10 protein-coding genes and 3 pseudogenes are annotated in these 19,355 nt (G+C 60.8%); 11 read left to right on the plus strand and 2 right to left on the minus strand.

What is annotated here, in order from left to right:
* Positions 1 to 182: 182 nt before the first annotated feature.
* The 7 genes and pseudogenes from HWX31_RS06705 (at position 183) to HWX31_RS06735 (ending at position 13,708) form a co-directional block, all read left to right on the plus strand.
* The gene (locus HWX31_RS06705) at positions 183 to 9,575 is read left to right on the plus strand and encodes a hemagglutinin repeat-containing protein (protein WP_174963990.1); all 9,393 of its coding nucleotides are present in this window, start codon (positions 183 to 185) and stop codon (positions 9,573 to 9,575) included.
* Between the two features lies 1 nt (position 9,576).
* Positions 9,577 to 9,876, plus strand: coding sequence for a hypothetical protein (locus tag HWX31_RS06710; protein ID WP_174963989.1), 300 nt, complete (start codon positions 9,577 to 9,579; stop codon positions 9,874 to 9,876).
* 68 nt (positions 9,877 to 9,944) lie between these two features.
* A complete protein-coding gene (gene bcpO / locus HWX31_RS06715; protein ID WP_174963988.1) occupies positions 9,945 to 10,166 on the plus strand; it encodes a CDI system lipoprotein BcpO in 222 nt (73 codons plus the stop codon).
* 24 nt (positions 10,167 to 10,190) lie between these two features.
* Positions 10,191 to 10,841: pseudogene (locus tag HWX31_RS06720) on the plus strand (POTRA domain-containing protein); the annotation flags it as partial.
* 14 nt (positions 10,842 to 10,855) lie between these two features.
* Complete coding sequence (gene bcpI, locus HWX31_RS06725) at positions 10,856 to 11,668, plus strand: contact-dependent inhibition immunity protein BcpI (RefSeq protein ID WP_174963987.1); 813 nt, start codon at positions 10,856 to 10,858, stop codon at positions 11,666 to 11,668.
* Positions 11,669 to 11,741: 73 nt separating this feature from the next.
* Positions 11,742 to 11,924, plus strand: coding sequence for a CDI system lipoprotein BcpO (bcpO, locus tag HWX31_RS06730; RefSeq protein WP_232427321.1), 183 nt, complete (start codon positions 11,742 to 11,744; stop codon positions 11,922 to 11,924).
* A gap of 23 nt (positions 11,925 to 11,947) precedes the next feature.
* A complete protein-coding gene (locus tag HWX31_RS06735; RefSeq protein WP_174963986.1) occupies positions 11,948 to 13,708 on the plus strand; it encodes a ShlB/FhaC/HecB family hemolysin secretion/activation protein in 1,761 nt (586 codons plus the stop codon).
* Positions 13,709 to 13,907: 199 nt separating this feature from the next.
* Here HWX31_RS06735 and HWX31_RS06740 read toward each other — a convergent pair.
* A pseudogene (locus HWX31_RS06740) lies at positions 13,908 to 14,782 on the minus strand (IS3 family transposase); the annotation flags it as partial.
* Positions 14,783 to 14,865: 83 nt separating this feature from the next.
* On the opposite strand from HWX31_RS06740, the pseudogene HWX31_RS06745 reads away from it, so the two are divergent.
* Positions 14,866 to 14,973, plus strand: a pseudogene (locus tag HWX31_RS06745) (H-NS family nucleoid-associated regulatory protein); the annotation flags it as partial.
* A 45-nt stretch (positions 14,974 to 15,018) separates the two neighbouring features.
* On the opposite strand, the gene HWX31_RS06750 reads toward HWX31_RS06745, so the two are convergent.
* The gene (locus HWX31_RS06750) at positions 15,019 to 15,939 is read right to left on the minus strand and encodes a LysR family transcriptional regulator (RefSeq protein WP_244143668.1); all 921 of its coding nucleotides are present in this window, start codon (positions 15,937 to 15,939) and stop codon (positions 15,019 to 15,021) included.
* Positions 15,940 to 16,103: 164 nt separating this feature from the next.
* On the opposite strand from HWX31_RS06750, the gene HWX31_RS06755 reads away from it, so the two are divergent.
* The 3 genes from HWX31_RS06755 (at position 16,104) to HWX31_RS06765 (ending at position 19,277) form a co-directional block, all read left to right on the plus strand.
* On the plus strand, positions 16,104 to 17,405 hold the full coding sequence (locus HWX31_RS06755; protein WP_174963985.1) for an MFS transporter: 1,302 nt from the start codon (positions 16,104 to 16,106) through the stop codon (positions 17,403 to 17,405).
* Complete coding sequence (locus HWX31_RS06760) at positions 17,402 to 18,880, plus strand: M81 family metallopeptidase (protein ID WP_174963984.1); 1,479 nt, start codon at positions 17,402 to 17,404, stop codon at positions 18,878 to 18,880. Before HWX31_RS06755 ends, HWX31_RS06760 begins: the two co-directional genes overlap by 4 nt.
* 91 nt (positions 18,881 to 18,971) lie before the next feature.
* Complete coding sequence (locus HWX31_RS06765; protein WP_174963983.1) at positions 18,972 to 19,277, plus strand: H-NS histone family protein; 306 nt, start codon at positions 18,972 to 18,974, stop codon at positions 19,275 to 19,277.
* Positions 19,278 to 19,355: the final 78 nt, after the last annotated feature.

Below are 19,355 nucleotides of genomic sequence, written 5' to 3' on the forward strand. Positions count from 1 at the left end.
GAAATCGAGATAACCGGGCTGGCACTGCGGTAATAGCGTGATGCAATCCACTGTCCTGTCCGTCGCATCTCGGCAACGATTGACACTCTTTGACGCTGCCTTTCAGCGGTTCGATTAGATTTCATGCGATGTTCAAGGCCGTGAGGGCGGGATCGAACAAAAATCGCGAGTAGACCAAGGTTATGAATAAAAACCATTATCGGCTGGTATTCAGCCGCGTGCACGGTATGTTGGTCGCGGTAGAAGAAACGGCCAGCTCGGCGGGGAAAGCAAGCACGGGTGAAACGCGGCGTACCGCCAGTCACGGCGGTGTGCATGGGGCGACGCGGTTCGCGTTGCGCGTTGCCGCATTCGGTGCGCTGATTGCCGCGGGTGTGATGCCGATGTGGGCGCACGCACAAATCGTCGGAGCGGGGCCGAACGCGCCGTCAGTCATTCAGACGCCTAATGGCCTGCCGCAAGTGAACATCAACAAGCCGGGCGGCGCTGGTGTTTCGCTGAACACCTACAACCAGTTCGATGTGCAAAAGAACGGCGCGATCCTGAACAACTCGCCGACGATGGTCAACACGCAGCAAGCGGGCTATATCAACGGCAACCCGAACCTGAGTGCGGGGCAGGCGGCGCGCATCATCGTCAACCAGGTCAACAGCACGGCGGCCAGTCAGATCAAGGGGTATGTCGAGGTCGCGGGAAGCCGTGCTGAGATTGTGCTGGCCAACCCTGCCGGTATCGTCGTGGACGGCGGCGGGTTCATCAATACCTCGCGCGCCGTCCTGACAACCGGCGTGCCGCAGTTTGGCGCGGACGGATCGTTGACGGGCTTCAATGTCAATCGGGGCCTCGTGACCGTGCAAGGTGCGGGCCTCGATACTTCGAATGTTGATCAGACTGACATTATCGCCCGTGCTGTACAGGCTAATGCCGCGATCTATGCGAAGAACCTGAATGTCATCGCCGGTACAAATCAGGTCAATCACGACACGCTTGCCGCGACGCCGATCGCCGGCGACGGTCCTGCCCCGGCCGTCGCGATTGACGTGGCGCAGTTAGGCGGCATGTATGCCAATAGGGTGTTTTTGGTTGGCAACTCTGCAGGTGTTGGTGTCGCGAACGCCGGCACGATCGCTGCTCAAGCGGGCGACCTCACCCTGCAATCGGACGGCCGCTTGGTGCTGACCGGCAAGACAACCGCGAGCGGCAACCTCGCGCTGTCGGCTGCGGGCGGCATCCAGAATGGCGGCACGACGTACGCGCAGCAATCGCTGTCGGCCAGCACAAGCGCCGACCTCGCGAACAGCGGCACGCTGGCCGCGCAGCAGAATACTACGGTGAACGCCGGCAGCGTCAATTCGACCGGTACGCTCGGCGCGGGCGTGAACAACGACGGGGCCGTGGGGCGCAGCGGCGATCTGACCGTAACGGCCTCGGGCCAGTTGAGCGCAACCGGCCAGAATGTGGCGGGCGGCAACGCGTCACTGACGGGCGCTGGCGTGAACCTCGCTGGTAGTCAGACCGCAGCGAACGACAATCTGTCGCTGAACGCGACGGCCGGCGACGTGAACGTGTCGAAGGCGACGACGAGCGCGCAAGGCGCCATTCAGGCAAATGCGTCCGGCACGGTGATCAACGATCACGGCAGCCTGTCGAGCGGCAGCGGCACGACGCTGACCGGCGGCAACCTGTCGAACCAGGGCGGCAAGGTCTCGTCGCAGGGCCCGCTGACGGTGAATGTTGTCGGCCAGGTCGCCAACCAATCCGGTGAATTGGTATCCGAAAGTACGGCGGACGTGCGTGGCGGCGCCATCGCGAACAACCAGGGCACTCTTCAAAGCGCGGCCGGCATGACGGTGGCCGGCGCGTCGCTGGACAACACGGCGGGCCGGATCACGTCGCTCAATGGCGACGGCCTGTCGGTGACGACCAGTGGCCAGTTGACCAACGCAGCAGGCACCACCGCGAACGGCGCGCAAGGCGGCGTGATCGGCGGCAACGGCGACGTCACCGTGCAAGGCGGCAATGTCGCCAACCGCGGGACGATCACGTCCAATACGAATCTGCGTGTCTCGGGACAATCGGTCGACAACGGCAGTGGCGCTTTGCAGGCTGCGCAAAAGGTGGCTGTCGATGCGGGCGTGCGCCTGATCAATAACGGCGGCTCAATCGTCGGCCAGACGGCAACGGTCAGCGCAACGACGCTCGACAACAGCGCCGGCGCCGTGCACGCCGACCAGGTGTCGTTGAACGCGACTGACCTCGTGAATCACGGCGGCACGATCACGCAGACCGGGACTGGGCCGATGGCCGTCAATGTGTCGCGCACGCTCGACAATTCCAATGGCGGCACGCTACAAACCAACAGTACCGACCTGACGCTCGCACCGACGGCGCTCGTCAACGACGGCGGCACGATCACGCATGCCGGTAATGGCAAGCTGACGCTTGGCGGCGGTACGGGTTCGGTGTCGAACGTGGGCGGTTCGATCGCGAGCAACGGGCGCGTCGTCGCGCAAACCGGCGCGCTGAACAACGCGTCGGGATCGATCAACGCGCAGAACGGACTGACGGCAACCGTCGCCGGCATGCTGAACAACGCGAGCGGCAAGCTGTTGTCGAACACGGACGTGAGTGTCTTCAGCGGCACGCTGTCGAACGGCGGCGGCCAGATCGGGGCGAGTACGAACGCAGTAATCCACACAGGCTCGATGACGAATCAGGGCGGCTCGATCGTCGCGCCGAACCTGTCGGTCATAGCCGATTCGACGCTCGACAACAGCGGCGGCAAGCTCGAGGCCAATCAACTGGCGCTGACGGGCACGAATCTCGTGAACCACGGCGGCACGATCACGCAGTACGGTTCGTCGGCAATGGACATGAACGTCAGCGGCACGCTGGACAACTCGGCCGCCGGCGTGATCCAGACCAACAGCACGGACCTCACGCTCAAGCCCGCGGAGCTGAACAATGCCGGCGGCACGATTACGCACGCAGGCACGGGCACGCTGATGATCGCACCGGGTAACGGCGCCAGCGCGCTGAACAACGCGGCGGGCACCATCGTAACGAAGGGACAAGCGATCGTCAACGCGGCTTCCTGGAACAACGCGAGCGGTATTCTTGCGGCGCAGCGCGGCATCAACGCGACCATTGCAGGCGACGTGAACAACGCGCAGGGTTTGCTGCGATCGGACGCATCGCTGTCGTTGAAGAACGGCGGTGCGCTGTCGAACCGGGGCGGCCACGTTCAGGCCGGGCAATCGACCGCGGGCGACACCAGCACGCTCGATATTCAATCGGCGTCGATCGACAACGCGGACGGCGCCATCGTCGACCTCGGTGCGGGCAAGATGACGGTGCAAGGCGGCAGTCAGATCGCGAACAGCCATGCCGGCGGCGTATCGGGCATGGGTGCGATTACCGGCAACGGCGATGTGACGGTCAGCGCAGCGTCGATTAGCAACACGCGAGGCGGTCAGCTCAGCGGCGCATCGCTCCATGTCCAGGGCAACACCTTGGATAACAGCGGCGGCACTATTGGCAACGTCACGAATTCGAACGGTGACGTGAATGTCACGACGACCGGCGCGATCACGAACACGAACGGCCAGATCAGCTCGACGCACGACCTGTCGGTCGTGGCGGCCACGCTGCAAGGCGGCGGTACATATAGCGCGACGCATGACGCCAACGTGAACCTGCAAGGCGATTACACGACGGCGTCCGATACGCAGTTCAACGTCGGCCACGATCTTGCCTTCACGTTGCCTGGCACTTTCACGAACAATGCGAACCTGCAGTCGGTCAACAATCTGAGCGTCAATGCGGGCAACATCGTCAACGTGGGTGCGTTGGCGGCAGGCGGCCTGCTGCGCACGCAATCGACCAACTTGACCAACACCGGCGCACTCGTGGGCGCCAGCGCGTCGCTCAACGCGACGAATACGATCTCGAACCTCGGGCCGACCGCGCTGATCGGTGCATCGGACAGCAACGGCACGCTCGAAATCCTCGCGCACAACATCGAGAACCGCGACGACACCACGGCCACCGATTCGATGGCGACGACGGCCATCTTCGGCATGGGGAAGGTGGTGCTGGCAGGCGGCAAGGACGCGAGCGGCCAGTACACGAACGCCGCGCTGGTCAACAACGTGTCGGCGCTGATCCAGTCCGGCGGCGACATGGAGCTGCACGCGGACAAGGTGACGAGCATGCGGCGCGTGATGAAGACCTCGACAAGCTCGATCGATCCGTCGCTGCTCGCGCAATTCGGTATTCCGATCAGCGGCCGTACTGGTCAGGTTGGCGTGAAGGATCCGGACAGCATCGGCGGCGTCTACACCGAGCCGCCTCATGGCGGTCAGTGGAACAGCTCGTATCAGTTCACGACCTACTACGCGGACAACGCGACGGCGACGACCGTGACGGATGTCAGTCCGGCCGCGCAGATCGTGTCGGGCGGCAGGATCGATGCGTCGTCGGTTGGCACGCTGCAAAACTACTGGAGCAACATCGCGGCGGTCGGCGACATCAAGATGCCGGCCCACTACGACGCCGACGGCTGGGCGGCGTCCGGGCAGAAACTGCCGGGCGTGTCGGTGTCGTACTCCGGGCAATATCACTACAACAACTACGACAACACGGAACACGACTGGCAGTTGCCGTTCGGCAATGCGCCGTTCGTGACCGGGCGTCCAGGCGGCTATACGCAGGCGGCACCGGCGTCGATCAAGGACTACACGCTGCCGGGCTACTTTTCGACGATGAGCTCGAACGGCACGATTTCGGGCACGGGCGTCAGCGTCAACAATACGGCGGGCAACGCATCGATTCCGTCGCTCGGCTTGCTGCCGGGGCAGTCCGTGCCGGGTCTCACACCGACAAACTTGAGCGGTAATGCGAGCGGAGCGAAGTCGGGGGCGTCGTCGGTGCATGGCGGTCCGCCGGCACCTGTCGACCCAATCATCGCGAGTGCGACCGCGCTGAACGTACTCAACAACCTCACGATTCCGCAGGGCGGGTTGTTCAAACCGACCGCCGCGCCGAATGCGAACTACGTGATCGAGACGAATCCTGCGTTCACGAACCAGAAGAACTTCATTTCGAGCGACTACTTCTTCGGTCAGCTCGGCGTCGACCTCACGCACATCCCGAAGCGACTCGGTGACGGCTTCTACGAACAGCAGCTCGTGCGCAACGAAGTTACCGCGCTGACGGGCAAGGCGGTGCTCGGGCCGTATGCGGACCTGCAGACGATGTATCAGTCGCTGATGGCAGCGGGCGCAGATTTGTCGAAGTCGCTTGATTTACCGATCGGCGCGAGCCTGTCGGCCGATCAGGTGTCGAAGCTGACGAGCAACGTGATCATGATGGAAACGCGCGTGGTCGACGGGCAGTCGGTGCTCGTGCCGGTCGTGTATCTCGCCAAGGCCAGCCAGCAGAATGTCAATGGCCCGCTGATTTCTGCAACGAACATCGACCTCCAGAACGCGCAGTCATTCACGAACAGCGGCACGATCAAGGCGGACAATACGCTGGCGATCCAGGGCAAGCAGATCGACAACGCGTTCGGCGCGCTGCAAAGCGGCGGGCTGATGTCGCTGAAGACCGAGAACAACATCGATCTGACGTCGGCGAATGTGAAGGCCGGCAGCCTTCAGCTTGATGCCGGCAAGGACCTGATTCTCGATACGGCGACGAAGACGAACACGCGGGTGAGTCGCGATGGCGCGACGAGCGTGGTGACCACGCTCGGGCCGACCGCCAAGCTGGATGTTGCGGGCGACGCGTCGATCGTCACCGGCGGCAACTTCCAGCAGAACGCGGGCAACCTGTCGGTTGGCGGTAACCTCGGGATGAACGTCGGCGGCAACTGGGATCTCGGTGCGGTCCAGACGGGCGAGCACAAGATCGTGCAGCGCGCGAACGGCGTTTCCAACACCGACATCAACAAGGTCACCGGCAGCTCAGTGACGGTTGGCGGGCAATCGAGCATCGGCGTCGGCGGAGACCTGACTGCCAAGGGTGCGCAGATCGACCTTGGCCAGGGCGGCACGATTGCGGCCAAGGGCAACGTGACGCTCGGCGCGGCGAGTGCGACGTCGACGGTGAACAGCAACAGTTCGGGCAGCGACAGTCACGGCAGTTACGCGGAAACGCTGCATACGTCCGATCAGGCGCTCACTGGAACGACGCTCAAGGGGGGCGACACCGTCACGATTGCGTCGGGCAAGGATCTCACAATCAGTGGCAGCACGGTCAGCCTGGATAGAGGCAATGCGAATCTGATGGCGAGCGGCGATGTGAATATCGGTGCGGCAACGGAGACGCATGAGCTGAATTCCCACGAAACGCACAGCCACAGCAATGTTGTCAGCGGCGCAAAGATCGCGAGCGGGATCGACCAGACGGCGACTTATAGTCAGGGCAGCACAGTGTCGGCCGACGGCGTCAACATCATCAGCAATCGAGACATCAACGTGACCGGCAGCAACGTCGTGGGCACGAACGACGTCACGTTGCAGGCCAAGCGCGACGTCAACATCAAGACCTCGCAGGACACGACTCAATCGTCCAGCTATTACGAGAAGAAGGAATCGGGTCTCCTCACGAATGGTGGTTTGTCGGTGACGGTAGGTTCGCGCTCCACCGCACAGCAGGATCAAGCGAGCTCGGTGACGAATCATGGCAGCGTGATTGGATCGTCGCAGGGCAATGTCACGATCCAGGCCGGCAAGGATGCGACGATTACGGGTAGCACGATTGTCGCGGGACAGGATGTTGGAATCGCTGCTCAGAACGTGACCGTGAACGCCGCGTACGACACCTACAAGGACGCGCAATCGCAGCAGTTCAGTCAGTCGGGTTTGAGCGTCGGATTGGGCGGTGGCCTGGTCGGACTCGGGCAGTCGATGGCGAGCGCGGTCCGCCAGGGGCAGCAGTCGGGTGATACGCGCCTCGCGGCGGTGCAAGCCGTGGCGGCAGCCGAACAGGCATACCAGAACCGAGGCGGGATTAAGGATGCGGCCAATGCCCTGTCGAACGGAAACGTGAGCGAGGCCGCCAAGGGCGTTCAGGTACAGCTCAGCATCGGGTCGAGCCATAGCAGCAGCAATGCGACGACATCGATCTCGGAGGCGAAGGGCTCGTCGATCATCGGGAATGGCAACGTATCCATTACAGCGACCGGCACGCCGGACGCGAACGGAAATGCTCAGGCAGGTACTGGCAACATTGCGATGACCGGGGCGTCGGTACTCGGCAAGAACGTCGCACTCGATGCGAACAACGCGATTATGCTGCAGAGCGCGCAGAGTACCGAGCAGAGCACCAGCTCCAACAGTTCGACCGGCTGGAATGCGGGCGTGGCGATTGGTGTGGGCAAGAACACCGGGATCAGCGTCTTCGCGAATGGTTCGAACGCCCACGGCCAGGGTAACGGCGACAGCGTCACACAAACCAACACGACGGTGGCGGCTGGCAACACGCTGACGATGACGTCGGGCGGCGATACCACGCTTTCGGGCGCGCGGGTGTCGGGCGATAAGGTCAAGGTGGATGTCGGCGGCGACCTGACGATGACGAGCCTTCAGGATACGTCGAACTACAGCAGCAACCAGCACAATACCGGTGTGAGCGGAAGCTTCACATTCGGCTACGGTGGCGGCGTCGACGCGTCAATCGGTCATACCAGTATCGACGCGAACTATGCGTCGGTGAACCAGCAAACTGGCATCGTGGCTGGCAAGGAAGGGTTCGATGTCAACGTGGCAGGCCACACGCAACTCAACGGTGCGCAGATCGCGAGTGCCGCGCCGACCGATAGCAATACGCTGACGACCGGCAGTCTTGGATTTACCGACATCCAGAACAAGATGTCGTACTCGGGATCGTCGGAAGGGTTTTCGACGTCGGGTGGGCCGAGCTTCGCGCAGACGGGCGATAGTGCAAGCGGTGTCACGCACGCCGCGGTCAGCCCAGCGAAGATCGTCGTCAAATCGGATGAGCGGAACGGCACGGACAGTACGTCCGGTCTGTCGCGCGACACCGCGAACGCGAACCAGACGGTCGAGAATACGTTCAACCTGCAGAAGGTCCAGAACAATATGGCTTTCGCGCAGGCGTTCGGCAAGGTCGCGACTTTCGCGGTGGCGGAGGCGGCGACGCAGCTGGAAAATAGCAGTCCGCAGATGAAGGCTCTGTTCGGCGAGGGCGGTGCGGGTCGCGATGCGCTGCACGCTGCAGTGGCGGCGATTGGGGCAGCGCTGTCGGGCGGCAACATTGGCGGAGCGGTTGCTGGTTCGTTGGCGGGCGATGTGTTGCAATCCCTGGCGCAGCCGATCATCGATCAGACGGTGAGCCAGTTGCCGTTGAGTGCGCAAGCCGCCGCGCGGAATGCGCTGAACGAGATCGTGGCGACGGCCGGCGGTGCGGCGGGCGGAGCACTCGCGGGTGGCGGCTCATCGGGTGCTCTCGCCGGAGCGGGTTCGGCCGGCAACAATGAACTTTACAATCGGCAACTTCACCGGAGCGAAGCGGACAAGCTCAAGCAGCTTCAGAAGGGGCAAAGCCCCGAGCAACAGTACAGACTCGCAGCCGCCGAATGTGCACTCGTGCATTGTGCGGACAATATTCCGGACAATGACCCGAATAAGGCCGCGTTGCAAAAGATTCAGAACGATGGTGCACAGTACACGTACGAACAAAACATACTGAAGAAAGCCGGTGCATTCGATGGCTACGGAGATTTGGACCGGTTATTTGATACCTATGATCGAAACCAGGTCTCCAATCGTCTTGTGGGAGCGGTGCAAGGCGTTGGCAGTGTCGCAGTCGCGGCAGGCGCGGTTACGGGCGGCTGTGCGTCAGTGGCAGGCTGTGCGCTCGGAGCGGCTGTTGCGGTCGGAGCAGTTGACTTCGCGAAGTCAGGTTTCACCCAGATGATATCGGGCAATTTGACGCCGACCTATGGCGAGCAAGCCTTGCAAAGCCTCGGTATGAGCCCAACGGGAGCGGCACTGGTATACGGCGCGCTTAACCTCGGTGGGGCTGCGGCTCAAGTCGTGGTAACTGGTCGTGCTGTCGATGCTGCTGCAGCGGCGAATGCTTGGGCGCGAGGAACCTATAATGGATCAAGTAGCGCTCAATATTCTGGGGAGCTCTATCGCTATACGATGCCGGAATACGCCGAGGGAACGTGGAATCTCTACAAAGGGAACATCGATGCTAACCATCGATATTCGCCACCGGGGGTTGGTGCAATTTACGCTGGAACCACCCCTCAGACGTCGCTGGCTGAAATCACTAGCTATGAGCCTCTGAAGGGGCAGGTGTTGGTGACCAAGAATTTCGTTATTAACAACGTTTTGGATTTGACGAATTCGGCAGCGCGGCAAGCGTTGGGAGTAACGGTCGATCAGCTTACGCAGACCAGTCATGGTGGTGCTGCTTACGACACCACGCAAGCAATTAGCACATGGGCCAGGGAACAAGGTTACCAAGCAATTTTGGCTCCCTCTGCGCAATTGCCAGGTGGCGTCAACTTGATTTCATTTAAATCGTTGGGGAAACACTAATATGGAAGATATTCCAGAAGGATGGGGGAAATTCGTGGATGCGCTCCGCCCGTCATGGGAGGAAAACGATCTTACTAAAGAATTATCTAATCTGGTGCGCGATCCTGAAATTGCAGTCGCCATTTGGGGTTGTTTGAAAGAGGGGGCCATCACGTGGTTGGACTACAAAGCTCCAATATTGAAGAAGAGAAAGCCGATTGATCTTCTGAAGACCGAAAAAGGAAGAGGCGAAATTCGGTGGATGCTGATTTCAAATCCATGGTGGTCGGGGATGGGAGAGCGAAGCAAGAAGAGTGAATGAGCGTCTCGATTTTCAGAAAATTACAAACCGCGCAATGAGGTGCAGGTGGAACCAGAGGGCGAATCACAATGAGATTTAGGTCAGTGTTGACGGTCCAGTCATTAGCAATATTGGCGCTTCTCGCGGCTTGTGAGTCGGTGCCACCAGACGCACCTCCGCGTCCTCCACCAAAGCCTGAAATGGAACCAGTGTTGCCCTCTTGGTTGAGCACGATCTGGGTTATGGGCTTTTGGAAATGGAGCGGCACCGAATGGGTTTGGATTCCGGGACACCTTACACCCAAGCCATAAGATCGAACTAACAACACCACATCTATGACAATCCGCACCCCGGCCGTTCTGCTGTCGGCCGCATGGCTGATACCAATGGCAGTGTCGGCGCAAGAAGCCCCCCGTCTCATCATTCCGGGCAACGACCAGCAAACCCGACAGCAGGAAGAGGCACGAGAGCGGGAACGGGCAGTCTCCGCGCTCGGGGTGTGATCGGAAGTGGTGCGAAGTGCTGAGTATCCAACGCTGCCTTCCGAAATGCCCTGCTTTCGGATCGAGCGTTTCGTGCTCGAAGTACCCGATGCGCTGCCCGCTTCCCTGAAATCGCAAGGCGCACCGGCATTACCGATGGATCGCTTCGCATTCGCGCGTGAATGGCTTGGGCACTACGCGGGGTCGTGTGTTGGCAAGCAAGGCCTCGACGTGCTCGTCAAGGGACTGACGCAAGCGATTCTGGCGCGTGGCTACGTTACAACGCGTGTGCTTTTGCCCGAGAAAGATCTAGCGAGCGGTACGCTCAAACTGTCGCTGATTCCGGGCGTGATTCGTCGTGTGCGCTTCGCTGATGAGAAGTTGCGCGGCACGTGGAAAACCGCATTTCCAACCGGTGGCGGCGAACTCTTGAACCTGCGCGACCTTGAGCAAGGTCTTGAGCAAATGAAATGCGTGACTAGTAAAATGGTGATTGTCAAAATCTCAAGGGATTCGAAATGATAAGTAGAGTCGAAATAGACGAGCTTGCCAATTTTGTAAATCGCGAGAAGGAGAGAATTCCGGATTTTTTGAATACGATATTGTATCGAAGGACTAAGGTTCGTCTTGGTGCGGTTTACGAGGGGCTGGCTAGTCGTGCAAGAGCGCAGGCAGTATACGAATACTTTGGAAAAGAAAATATCGCGGCTAGCAAACAGAATTTCTATCTTTCATCAAAGTTGTCCATAGAGAGCTGTGGTTTGGATGGTGGTGCTAGCTTCGCCACAGGGCTTGAGATGCTCTGTGCAATCTTGTCTGATAACGAAAGTGTTATCGAGGCGGCGGCGCGGGTGGAAACATCAGCGCTGTTGAATGGAAGAAATGATCCAAAATCGGCGGCAGCGTTCCAATACAGATTCCAGCTCGCGATCTTGGGCAAGGATCAGGAGTTGGAGGCGCTTATCGAGGAAGTGAGGAGGAAAGGAACCAAGGCTGATCGACAGGCTATTTCAAACGGCGAATATTTTTTCTCATTGCTTCTATCGCGCGACGCTGCTGGGCTAAGGGCGTTGATCGAAAAGCGGCACGCAAACATCAAAAGCGTTTGGCCTGATTTAGAGGACTTCATCTCATACCTTGGGACGCTTGAGACAAAGATCTGCTGGCGTCGTGGCATCCCAATTGAAGTCGATCATCCGCTGGTGCCGATGGGGCTGATGCCGGTCAAGCCTCTTGATCACTACGATGACGTCTACGACTTTCTGAAGCCGGGGTGGGTGCCCCCTCAGCAAGGACTGATCGGTCGCGTTTCCCGTTGGTTTAAGCCGTGATCTCTGATTGCGTCGAGCCGACATCGAGGGAATGATGAAAAGAGCCAAATGGCCAGTGGTCTTGGCGTTAGTCATGTCAGTGTTTCTCACTGCGTGCGAGACCGTGCCGCCGGATGCCCCGCCACGCCCCCCGCCGAAGGCCGAGATGGAGCCCGTGCTGCCGTCTTGGTCAAGTGTAATTTGGGTCATGGGCTATTGGAAATGGGGCGGTTCGGAGTGGGTTTGGGTGCCGGGCCATCTGGCGCCGAAGCCATAAATAAAAATTAACGTAATCACAGCATGATTAACCGCACGTTCGTTGTACTGCTGTCAGCCGCATGGCTTGTGCCAATCACCGCGTCTGCTCAACAAGCCCCTACGCCCGTTGATCGTGCAGTTGCTGCACGTGCGAATGCGGAACAGGATCGCCAGGCTCAGCAGCAGCGAGAGGCGCAGCAGCGAGAGGCTGTCGTGCAAGCTCCGTCCGTGCGATCGGAGATCCCGCACGTCGGCGCCTATCCGGCGCTGCCTACGGAAACGCCCTGTTTCCGCATCGGTCGATTTGTGCTTGATGTACCGAGCTCGTTGCCCGACGCTGTGAAGGTCCAAGCCGCGTCGGAGCTGCCCATGGATCGTTTCGCGTTCGCACGGGAGTGGCTTGAACACTACGCGGGTTCGTGCGTCGGCAAGCAAGGCCTCGACGTGCTCGTCAAGGGACTGACGCAAGCGATTCTGGCGCGTGGCTACGTTACGACGCGTGTGCTTTTGCCCGAGCAAGATCTATCGAGCGGTACGCTCAAACTGTCGCTGATTCCGGGCGTGATTCGTCATGTGCGCTTCGCTGATGAGAAGTTGCGCGGCACCTGGAAAACCGCGTTCCCGACGCGCAACGGTGAGCTGCTGAACCTGCGCGACCTTGAACAAGGTCTTGAGCAAATGAAACGCGTGACGAGTCAGGACGTCTCGATGCAACTCGTTCCGGGCGATCTCCCCGGCGAAAGCGATGTGGTGCTCGATGTAAAACGTGGCAAGCCGTGGACCGTTGTCGCGTCCGTCGACAACTCAGGCACGCGTGCGACCGGCAAGCTGCAAGGCAACCTGTCGTTCGGTATCGATAACCCGCTGGGTCTGAACGACGTCTTCAATGTTGGCGTCAGCCAGGATCTCGAATTCGGAGACAAGCGCCTCGGCTCGCACGGCTGGAACGGCTTCTATTCGATCCCGTGGGGCTACTGGACGGCCACGCTGTCCGCATACACGAACACGTACTACCAGCAGATCGCCGGCGTGAACCAGACATTCGTCGCGAGCGGCAATTCCAAGATGGTTGATTTCAAGCTGGCCCGCGTGCTGTCGCGTAGTCAGAATGATGTGTTCGGTGCGTACGTTCGCCTGTCGCGTCGTTTCGGACAAAGCTTTATCGAAGACACCGAGATCTCGCAGCAGCGCCGCAATAACACGATGATCGAACTCGGCCTGACCGATCGCCACTACTTCGGCGGCGCGCAGTTCGACGGCTCACTTGCATATCGTCAAGGCGTCGGTGGATTGGGCGCTCAGGACGATACGTTGGCGGCGGGTAGTGAGCCGACCTATCGCTTCAAGATGGCGGTGTTCGACGCGAACCTGTCGGTGCCGTTCGCGATCGGCAAGCAGCCATTCCGCTATGTCGGCACATTCCACGGGCAGTACACCGGGAACACGCTGTACTACATCGACGACTTGACGATTGGCAGTCGCTATACAGTGCGTGGTTTCGATGGCGAAACGATGCTCGCCGCGGCGCGCGGCTTCTACTGGCGCAATGAACTGCAGGCGCCGATCGGGCAGACGGGGCAGGCAGTTTATGCGGGACTCGACTATGGTCGCGTATGGGGCCCGCAGCCTGTCGTCCTTGTCGGGACGCAGTTGGTCGGCGCCGTGATCGGCATAAAGGGCAGCGTGGGCACGCGATTCGGAGCCTATGCGTACGATGTCTTCGCGGGTACGCCTGTCTACAAGCCGTCGGGTTTTCCGACCGCGCGTGTGGCGCTCGGTTTTCAGGTGACTGCTCAGTTCTGAAGGCAATGAGCCAAGGCACTTCTCCGACACGTACACGTCGCAAGCCCGATGTTGCATATGCCCGTCTGGTCGAGGTTGCCGCCGAACGGGGACTTACGCTTCTGACGCTCGAATGGCGCGGGCTGAAGTCCTACTATGAATTCCGCTGCGAATCGGGCCATGACTTCACTCGCGTAGGCATGACCCTGACCCAGAATTAGTCCCGGTCAACGCCATGTTCATACGCCCACCGGTCCATTGCCTTCGAGATGAATTCGCTACCATTGTCGACCTTGATCGTGGCAGGGTGTCCGCGCATAGCGGTGATACGCGTCAGCGCTTCGACCACATGCTCTCCCTTCAGACTTTGTCCGACCTCGATGGCTAGACATTCCCGTGTGTAGTTGTCGACGACGGTCAGAGTCCGAAGGCGTCGTCCATCGAACAGTGCATCTGCAACGAAATCGATGCTCCAGATTTCGTTGATCGCGGTCACGATGTGCTTAGGCTGTCGCAGCCGAGCCGATTTGTTACGTCGTGGTCGCTTATGCCGCAGTGAGAGGCCCTCCGCACGATACAGCCTGTAGACACGCTTGCAATTATCTCGCCAGCCTTCCCGTCGCAGGACCACGTGAACGCGTCGATACCCGTAGTGCACGCGCGTGGTGGTGATCTCCTTGATACGCATGAGCAGCGCCGACGAATCGCGCGCGACTGACTGATACCGATACAGCGAACGAGACATGCCAAACAACGCGCAAGTCTTCGTCAGGCTGGTTCGATAGCGATCACGCAATTCATCGATCAACATGCGCCGACGGGAAGGCTTCAGAGCTTTTTTGCGAGTACGTCCTGCAGCATGGCCTTGTCCAGGCTCAGGTCCGCCACGAGCCGCTTCAGCTTCGCGTTTTCCTCTTCGAGCTGGCGCAATCGGCGCAACTCAGAAGGCCCCAACCCTCCGAATTTCTTCCTCCAGTTGTAGAAAGTCGCCTCGCTAATTCCGAGCTTGCGGCAGATCTCTTCGACCTTCGTCCCAAGCTCGGCTTGCTTCAGTGCAAATGCGATCTGCTCTTCCGTAAACTTGCTCGTCTTCATGGCATGGCCTTCGTGTCCGCTTGGACACATCATGCCGAATTTCTCTACTTTTGAACCGGACTATTTCTTGGGTCAGGGTCACGAAATATCGAGACCCTGCGTCCGGCGCTGTCTGGAGTGGGCGTGGACGGACACCTCATTGGATTGCCGGACAAGATCGGGAGAAGTTTTTGATCCACACGTTGGCATAGAGAAATACAGGCTTCGGTGCGTTCGAACCGTTTGACCGTCGGTAGTCACGCATCCCCCATCTCGAAGATCGCCATCCGGCTCTCGATGCATTGCAAAAGCACTTGCACCGCATGGGGCAACGTCCGATCGGCTTTCACCAGCAGCTGGACACTCTGGCGCCCGAGGAGCGGGTGGTCGATGCGCTTGCCGACCAGGCGGCCTTCGGCCACTTCAGTCGCGATCGAATAATCCGTCAGAAATGCGACGCCCATCCCCGCGAGCGCGAACCGGCGCAGCATGTCGAGCGTGTTGCCGACCAGACGCGGTTGAAAGCGCATGCTCTCTCCGCGAGCCAGCATGTCGATCGTGCTGCCCAGTCCATACATCGGCGGCATGGTGGCAAACGGATACGAGATCGCCCGTCCGAACGTGATCGGCCCGGGGTGCGAAGCCAACGGGTGATCGGGTCGCACCGCCGCAACGACATGATGGATGACGCTCCGATGGACCAGGATGCCCTCGGAAGTCGGCGGGTTATAGGCGATGCCGATATGCGCAATATCCTTGCGCACCTCGTCCACGATTTCCCCGGTCGCGCGAATATTCAATGAAAGGCGCACGGCCGGATATCGCCGCCCGAATTCCCACAGAATTTCATTCGTCAGCGCAGGTATCACGCCTTCGCTGGCGGAAATCGCGACGTATCCCGTCGTGAGCGAACGCAGCGCATCGAGTTCGCTTTGCAGCACTTCGTAAGTCGCTTCGCATCCCCGATGGTAGCGAAGCAGGCATTCCGCCTGTTCCGTCGCGACGACGCCCGAGATATGGCGGTCGAAAAGGTGCAAGCCGGTCTCGCTTTCGAGGCGCTGAATCTGACGGCTCACTTCGGACGGCGCAACCTGCAGTTTGTCCGCCGCCTTGCGAAAGGATCGTTCAGCCATGACCGCTTCGAAATACAGCAATTGGCGTTGGGTCGGGATTTCCATTCCGATGCTCAAGAAAACAACTGTCAATAACGACAGGTGTTGAGATAAAGCGCAACACCCCGGTACGCAGGATGATATCCAATCCAATATCATTTGCCGGTACAGTTTGAATACAACCAGTTGTCGCTGGCATAGAGAAGCGCTCAAACCTTCCGAGGGAATTAATGTCAATCGCGTTCGACGCCGCTGACGGCGTGCAATCCGCATACCGAAAAATAGATCGCCGGGTACTCGCGTTCCTCGCCGTCGGCTATTCCATCGCATACATCGATCGCGTCAATATCGGCTTCGCGAAAATTCAGATGCAGCAGGATCTCGGGCTGGGAGACGCCGCCTACGGCTTTGGCGCAGGCCTGTTCTTTCTCGGCTACATGCTGTTCGAGATTCCGAGCAACCAGCTGTTGACCCGGATCGGCGCGCGCAAAACGCTGAGCCGCATCATGCTGCTGTGGGGCATCGCATCGATGTCGATGCTGGTCGTCACCGACGCCACCTCGTTCTACGTCATCCGGTTTCTGCTCGGCATGTGCGAAGCCGGGTTCGCGCCCGGCATGCTCTTCTATCTGGCGCGCTGGTACCCGCGCGAGCGCCTCAGCCGGGCGACGGCGCTGTTGCTCTGCGCCGCGCCGATCGGCGGCATCGTGGCCGGCCCGATCTCGGGGTGGCTGCTCGAACACCTGACGGACGTTGCCGGCCTCGCCGGCTGGCAATGGATGTTCCTGATCGAAGGCATTCCGGCCGTTCTGCTCGGCATGATCGCGCTCACGTGGTTGAGCGATTCGCCTAACGATGCGCAATGGCTGACGGCCGACGAGAAGCGGATGGTCATCGAGCGGCTGGACGCCGCGTCGTCGAGTCGCGAAGGGTGGCAATCGCTGAAGGCCGTGCTGAGCGACGCCGGCATCTATCGCCTGTCGGCGATCTACTTTTGCCTGATCTGCGGGGTCTACGTCGTCGGCTTCTGGCTTCCGTCGATCCTGAAAGCGGGCGGCGTGAAGAGCGTCGCCGAGATCGGCTGGTATTCCGCGATTCCGTATGCGGCAGCCGTGGCGGCGATGTATTTGCTGGCAAGGCGTTCCGATCGATTGCTCGAGCGGCGCTTGCATGCCGGCGTTGCAACCGCGGCGGCCGCTGTCGCGCTGGCGGTTGCCGCGATCTTCGTCGACCGTTTCGGCATCGCGATCGTCGCGATCACGATTGCGACCGCGCTGACGTTCGCGGGCTACGCGGTGTTCTGGGCCATTCCGTCGGAGTATCTCCCGGCCTCGAGCTCTGCGAGCGGCATCGCGTTCGTGAATACCGTCGGCCTGTTCGGCGGGTTTCTCAGCCCGACGATCATCGGCACGTTGAAATCGGCGACGGGCAGCACCGCCGCCGGATTGTTCGTGATCGTCGGGTTGCTCGCGCTCGGCGCGGTGCTGCTGCTGGTGCGTCCCGTCGCGTCTTCGGAGGGCGCGCGCGCATGAAGTTCTACGTTGCCGGGTTGCTTCACGAAACCAACACCTTTGTGGCATCGCGCGCCCGCTACTGCGACTTCACGAGCGGCGCGAATGGTCCGATCGTCAGGGGCGACGCCATGCTCGCGCTGCGGGACGCGAATCTCGCCATCGGCGGCTTCATCGGCGCGCTCGATCCCGCTACGGACGTCCTGATCCCCGGCGTCTGGGCGCACGCGACGCCGTCGGGCCCGGTCACGCGAGACGCGTTCGAGCGCATCGTCGGCGAGATCGTCGAAGGAGCGCGAACCGCGCAGGCGGACGCGGTGTTTCTCGATCTTCACGGGGCGATGGTTGCCGAGCACGTCGACGACGGCGAAGGGGAACTCCTGACGCGGGTTCGCGAAGCTGTGGGGCATGGCGTGACCATCGTTGCCGCGTTGGACCTGCACGCGAACGTGACGGCTCAGATGTTCCGCAGCGCCGACGGCCTCGTCGCATACCGCACCTATCCTCACGTCGACATGTCCGACACCGGCGTGCGCGCGGCCCGCCTGATCAAGAAGCTCGCGCGGGAACGCGAGAGCCATCACCGCGGCATCCGGCGCGGGCCGTTCCTCGTGCCGATCGAAGCGATGGCGACGTCGAGCCCGCCGGCGGCGGACCTGTATGCGGCGCTGGCGGCGCTCGAAGCCGATCTCGGCGTCGACTTGTCGATTGCGCTCGGCTTCCCGGCCGCGGACATCGCCGAGTGCGGCCCGACGATCTGGGGATACGGCATCAGTCAAACCGCGCTCAACGAAGCGCTGGATCGCCTTTACCGTCAATTCGTGGGCCGCGAGAACGACTGGCAAGCCACCTGCCTGTCGCCCGACGAGGCCGTGAAGACTGCCGTCTCGCTCGCGGCGAACGCGAAGCGTCCGGTCGTGATCGCCGACACGCACGACAATCCGGGTGCCGGCGCAGACTCGAACACGACAGAGATGCTCGCGGCGCTGGTGCGCCACGGCGTGACGCGCGCGGCGCTCGGGGTCATCTGCGATCCGCTCGCGGCGGCGGCGGCTCATGCCGCAGGCGTCGGATCCGCCATTGCGCTGACGCTGGCGGAGGGCACGCCGCGGGCGTTCCACGCGACCTTCGTCGTCGACGCGCTGTCCGACGGCGAATGCCGGCTGGAAGGACCGATGATGCGCAATGTCACTTTGCGTCTCGGGCCGTGCGCGTGCCTGCGCATCGACGGCGTGCGCGTGGTCGTGAGCAGCGTGAAAACCCAGTTGCTGGATCGCAACCTCTATCGGATGGTCGGCATCCAGCCGGAAGCGATGGCGATTCTGGTGAACAAGAGCTCGGTTCATTTTCGTGCCGCGTTCGAGCCGATCGCCGAGGCGGTGCTGGTCGCGCGAACCGTGGACGGCATCGTCACCGATCCCGCCAGGCTGCCGTGGCGAAAGCTGAGCCCTTCCGTCCGGATCGCTCCGGGATATGAAGGGCAGGGCCGGATTTGACCGGGAGGGAAAATCAATCCAGATCTTATTGAACCGTGGCTGACATGACGCGACACGCCCACCACATTCCTCTTCATCGGGAAGACACGATATGCCAACCTATCGGGACTTGAAAGCCCAGATTCGTACTCTTCAGGCTCAGGCGGAGCTCGCACGCAAGCGGGAAATCTCGGTCGCGATCGAGAAGATTCGAGAATTGATCGCCGAATTCGATCTGAAACCCGAAGACCTGTTTGCCGATATCCCGCGAAAGTCACGTCGGATCAGGCGGCGCGCGCCCGCTACGGCGAAGTATCGCGATCCTGCATCGGGCGCGCTCTGGAGCGGGCGCGGGAAGGAGCCCCGGTGGATCGCCGGTCGTGATCGCGACATGTACCTGATCCCGACGTCGACATAGGCGGGCGCAACATTCGACATCCTGAATAACGAACCCCACATGATTCGCCCGTACTGCTGCTCGACATCTCGCGATGCA

Source organism: Burkholderia ubonensis (assembly GCF_902833085.1).
Lineage (GTDB): Bacteria > Pseudomonadota > Gammaproteobacteria > Burkholderiales > Burkholderiaceae > Burkholderia > Burkholderia ubonensis.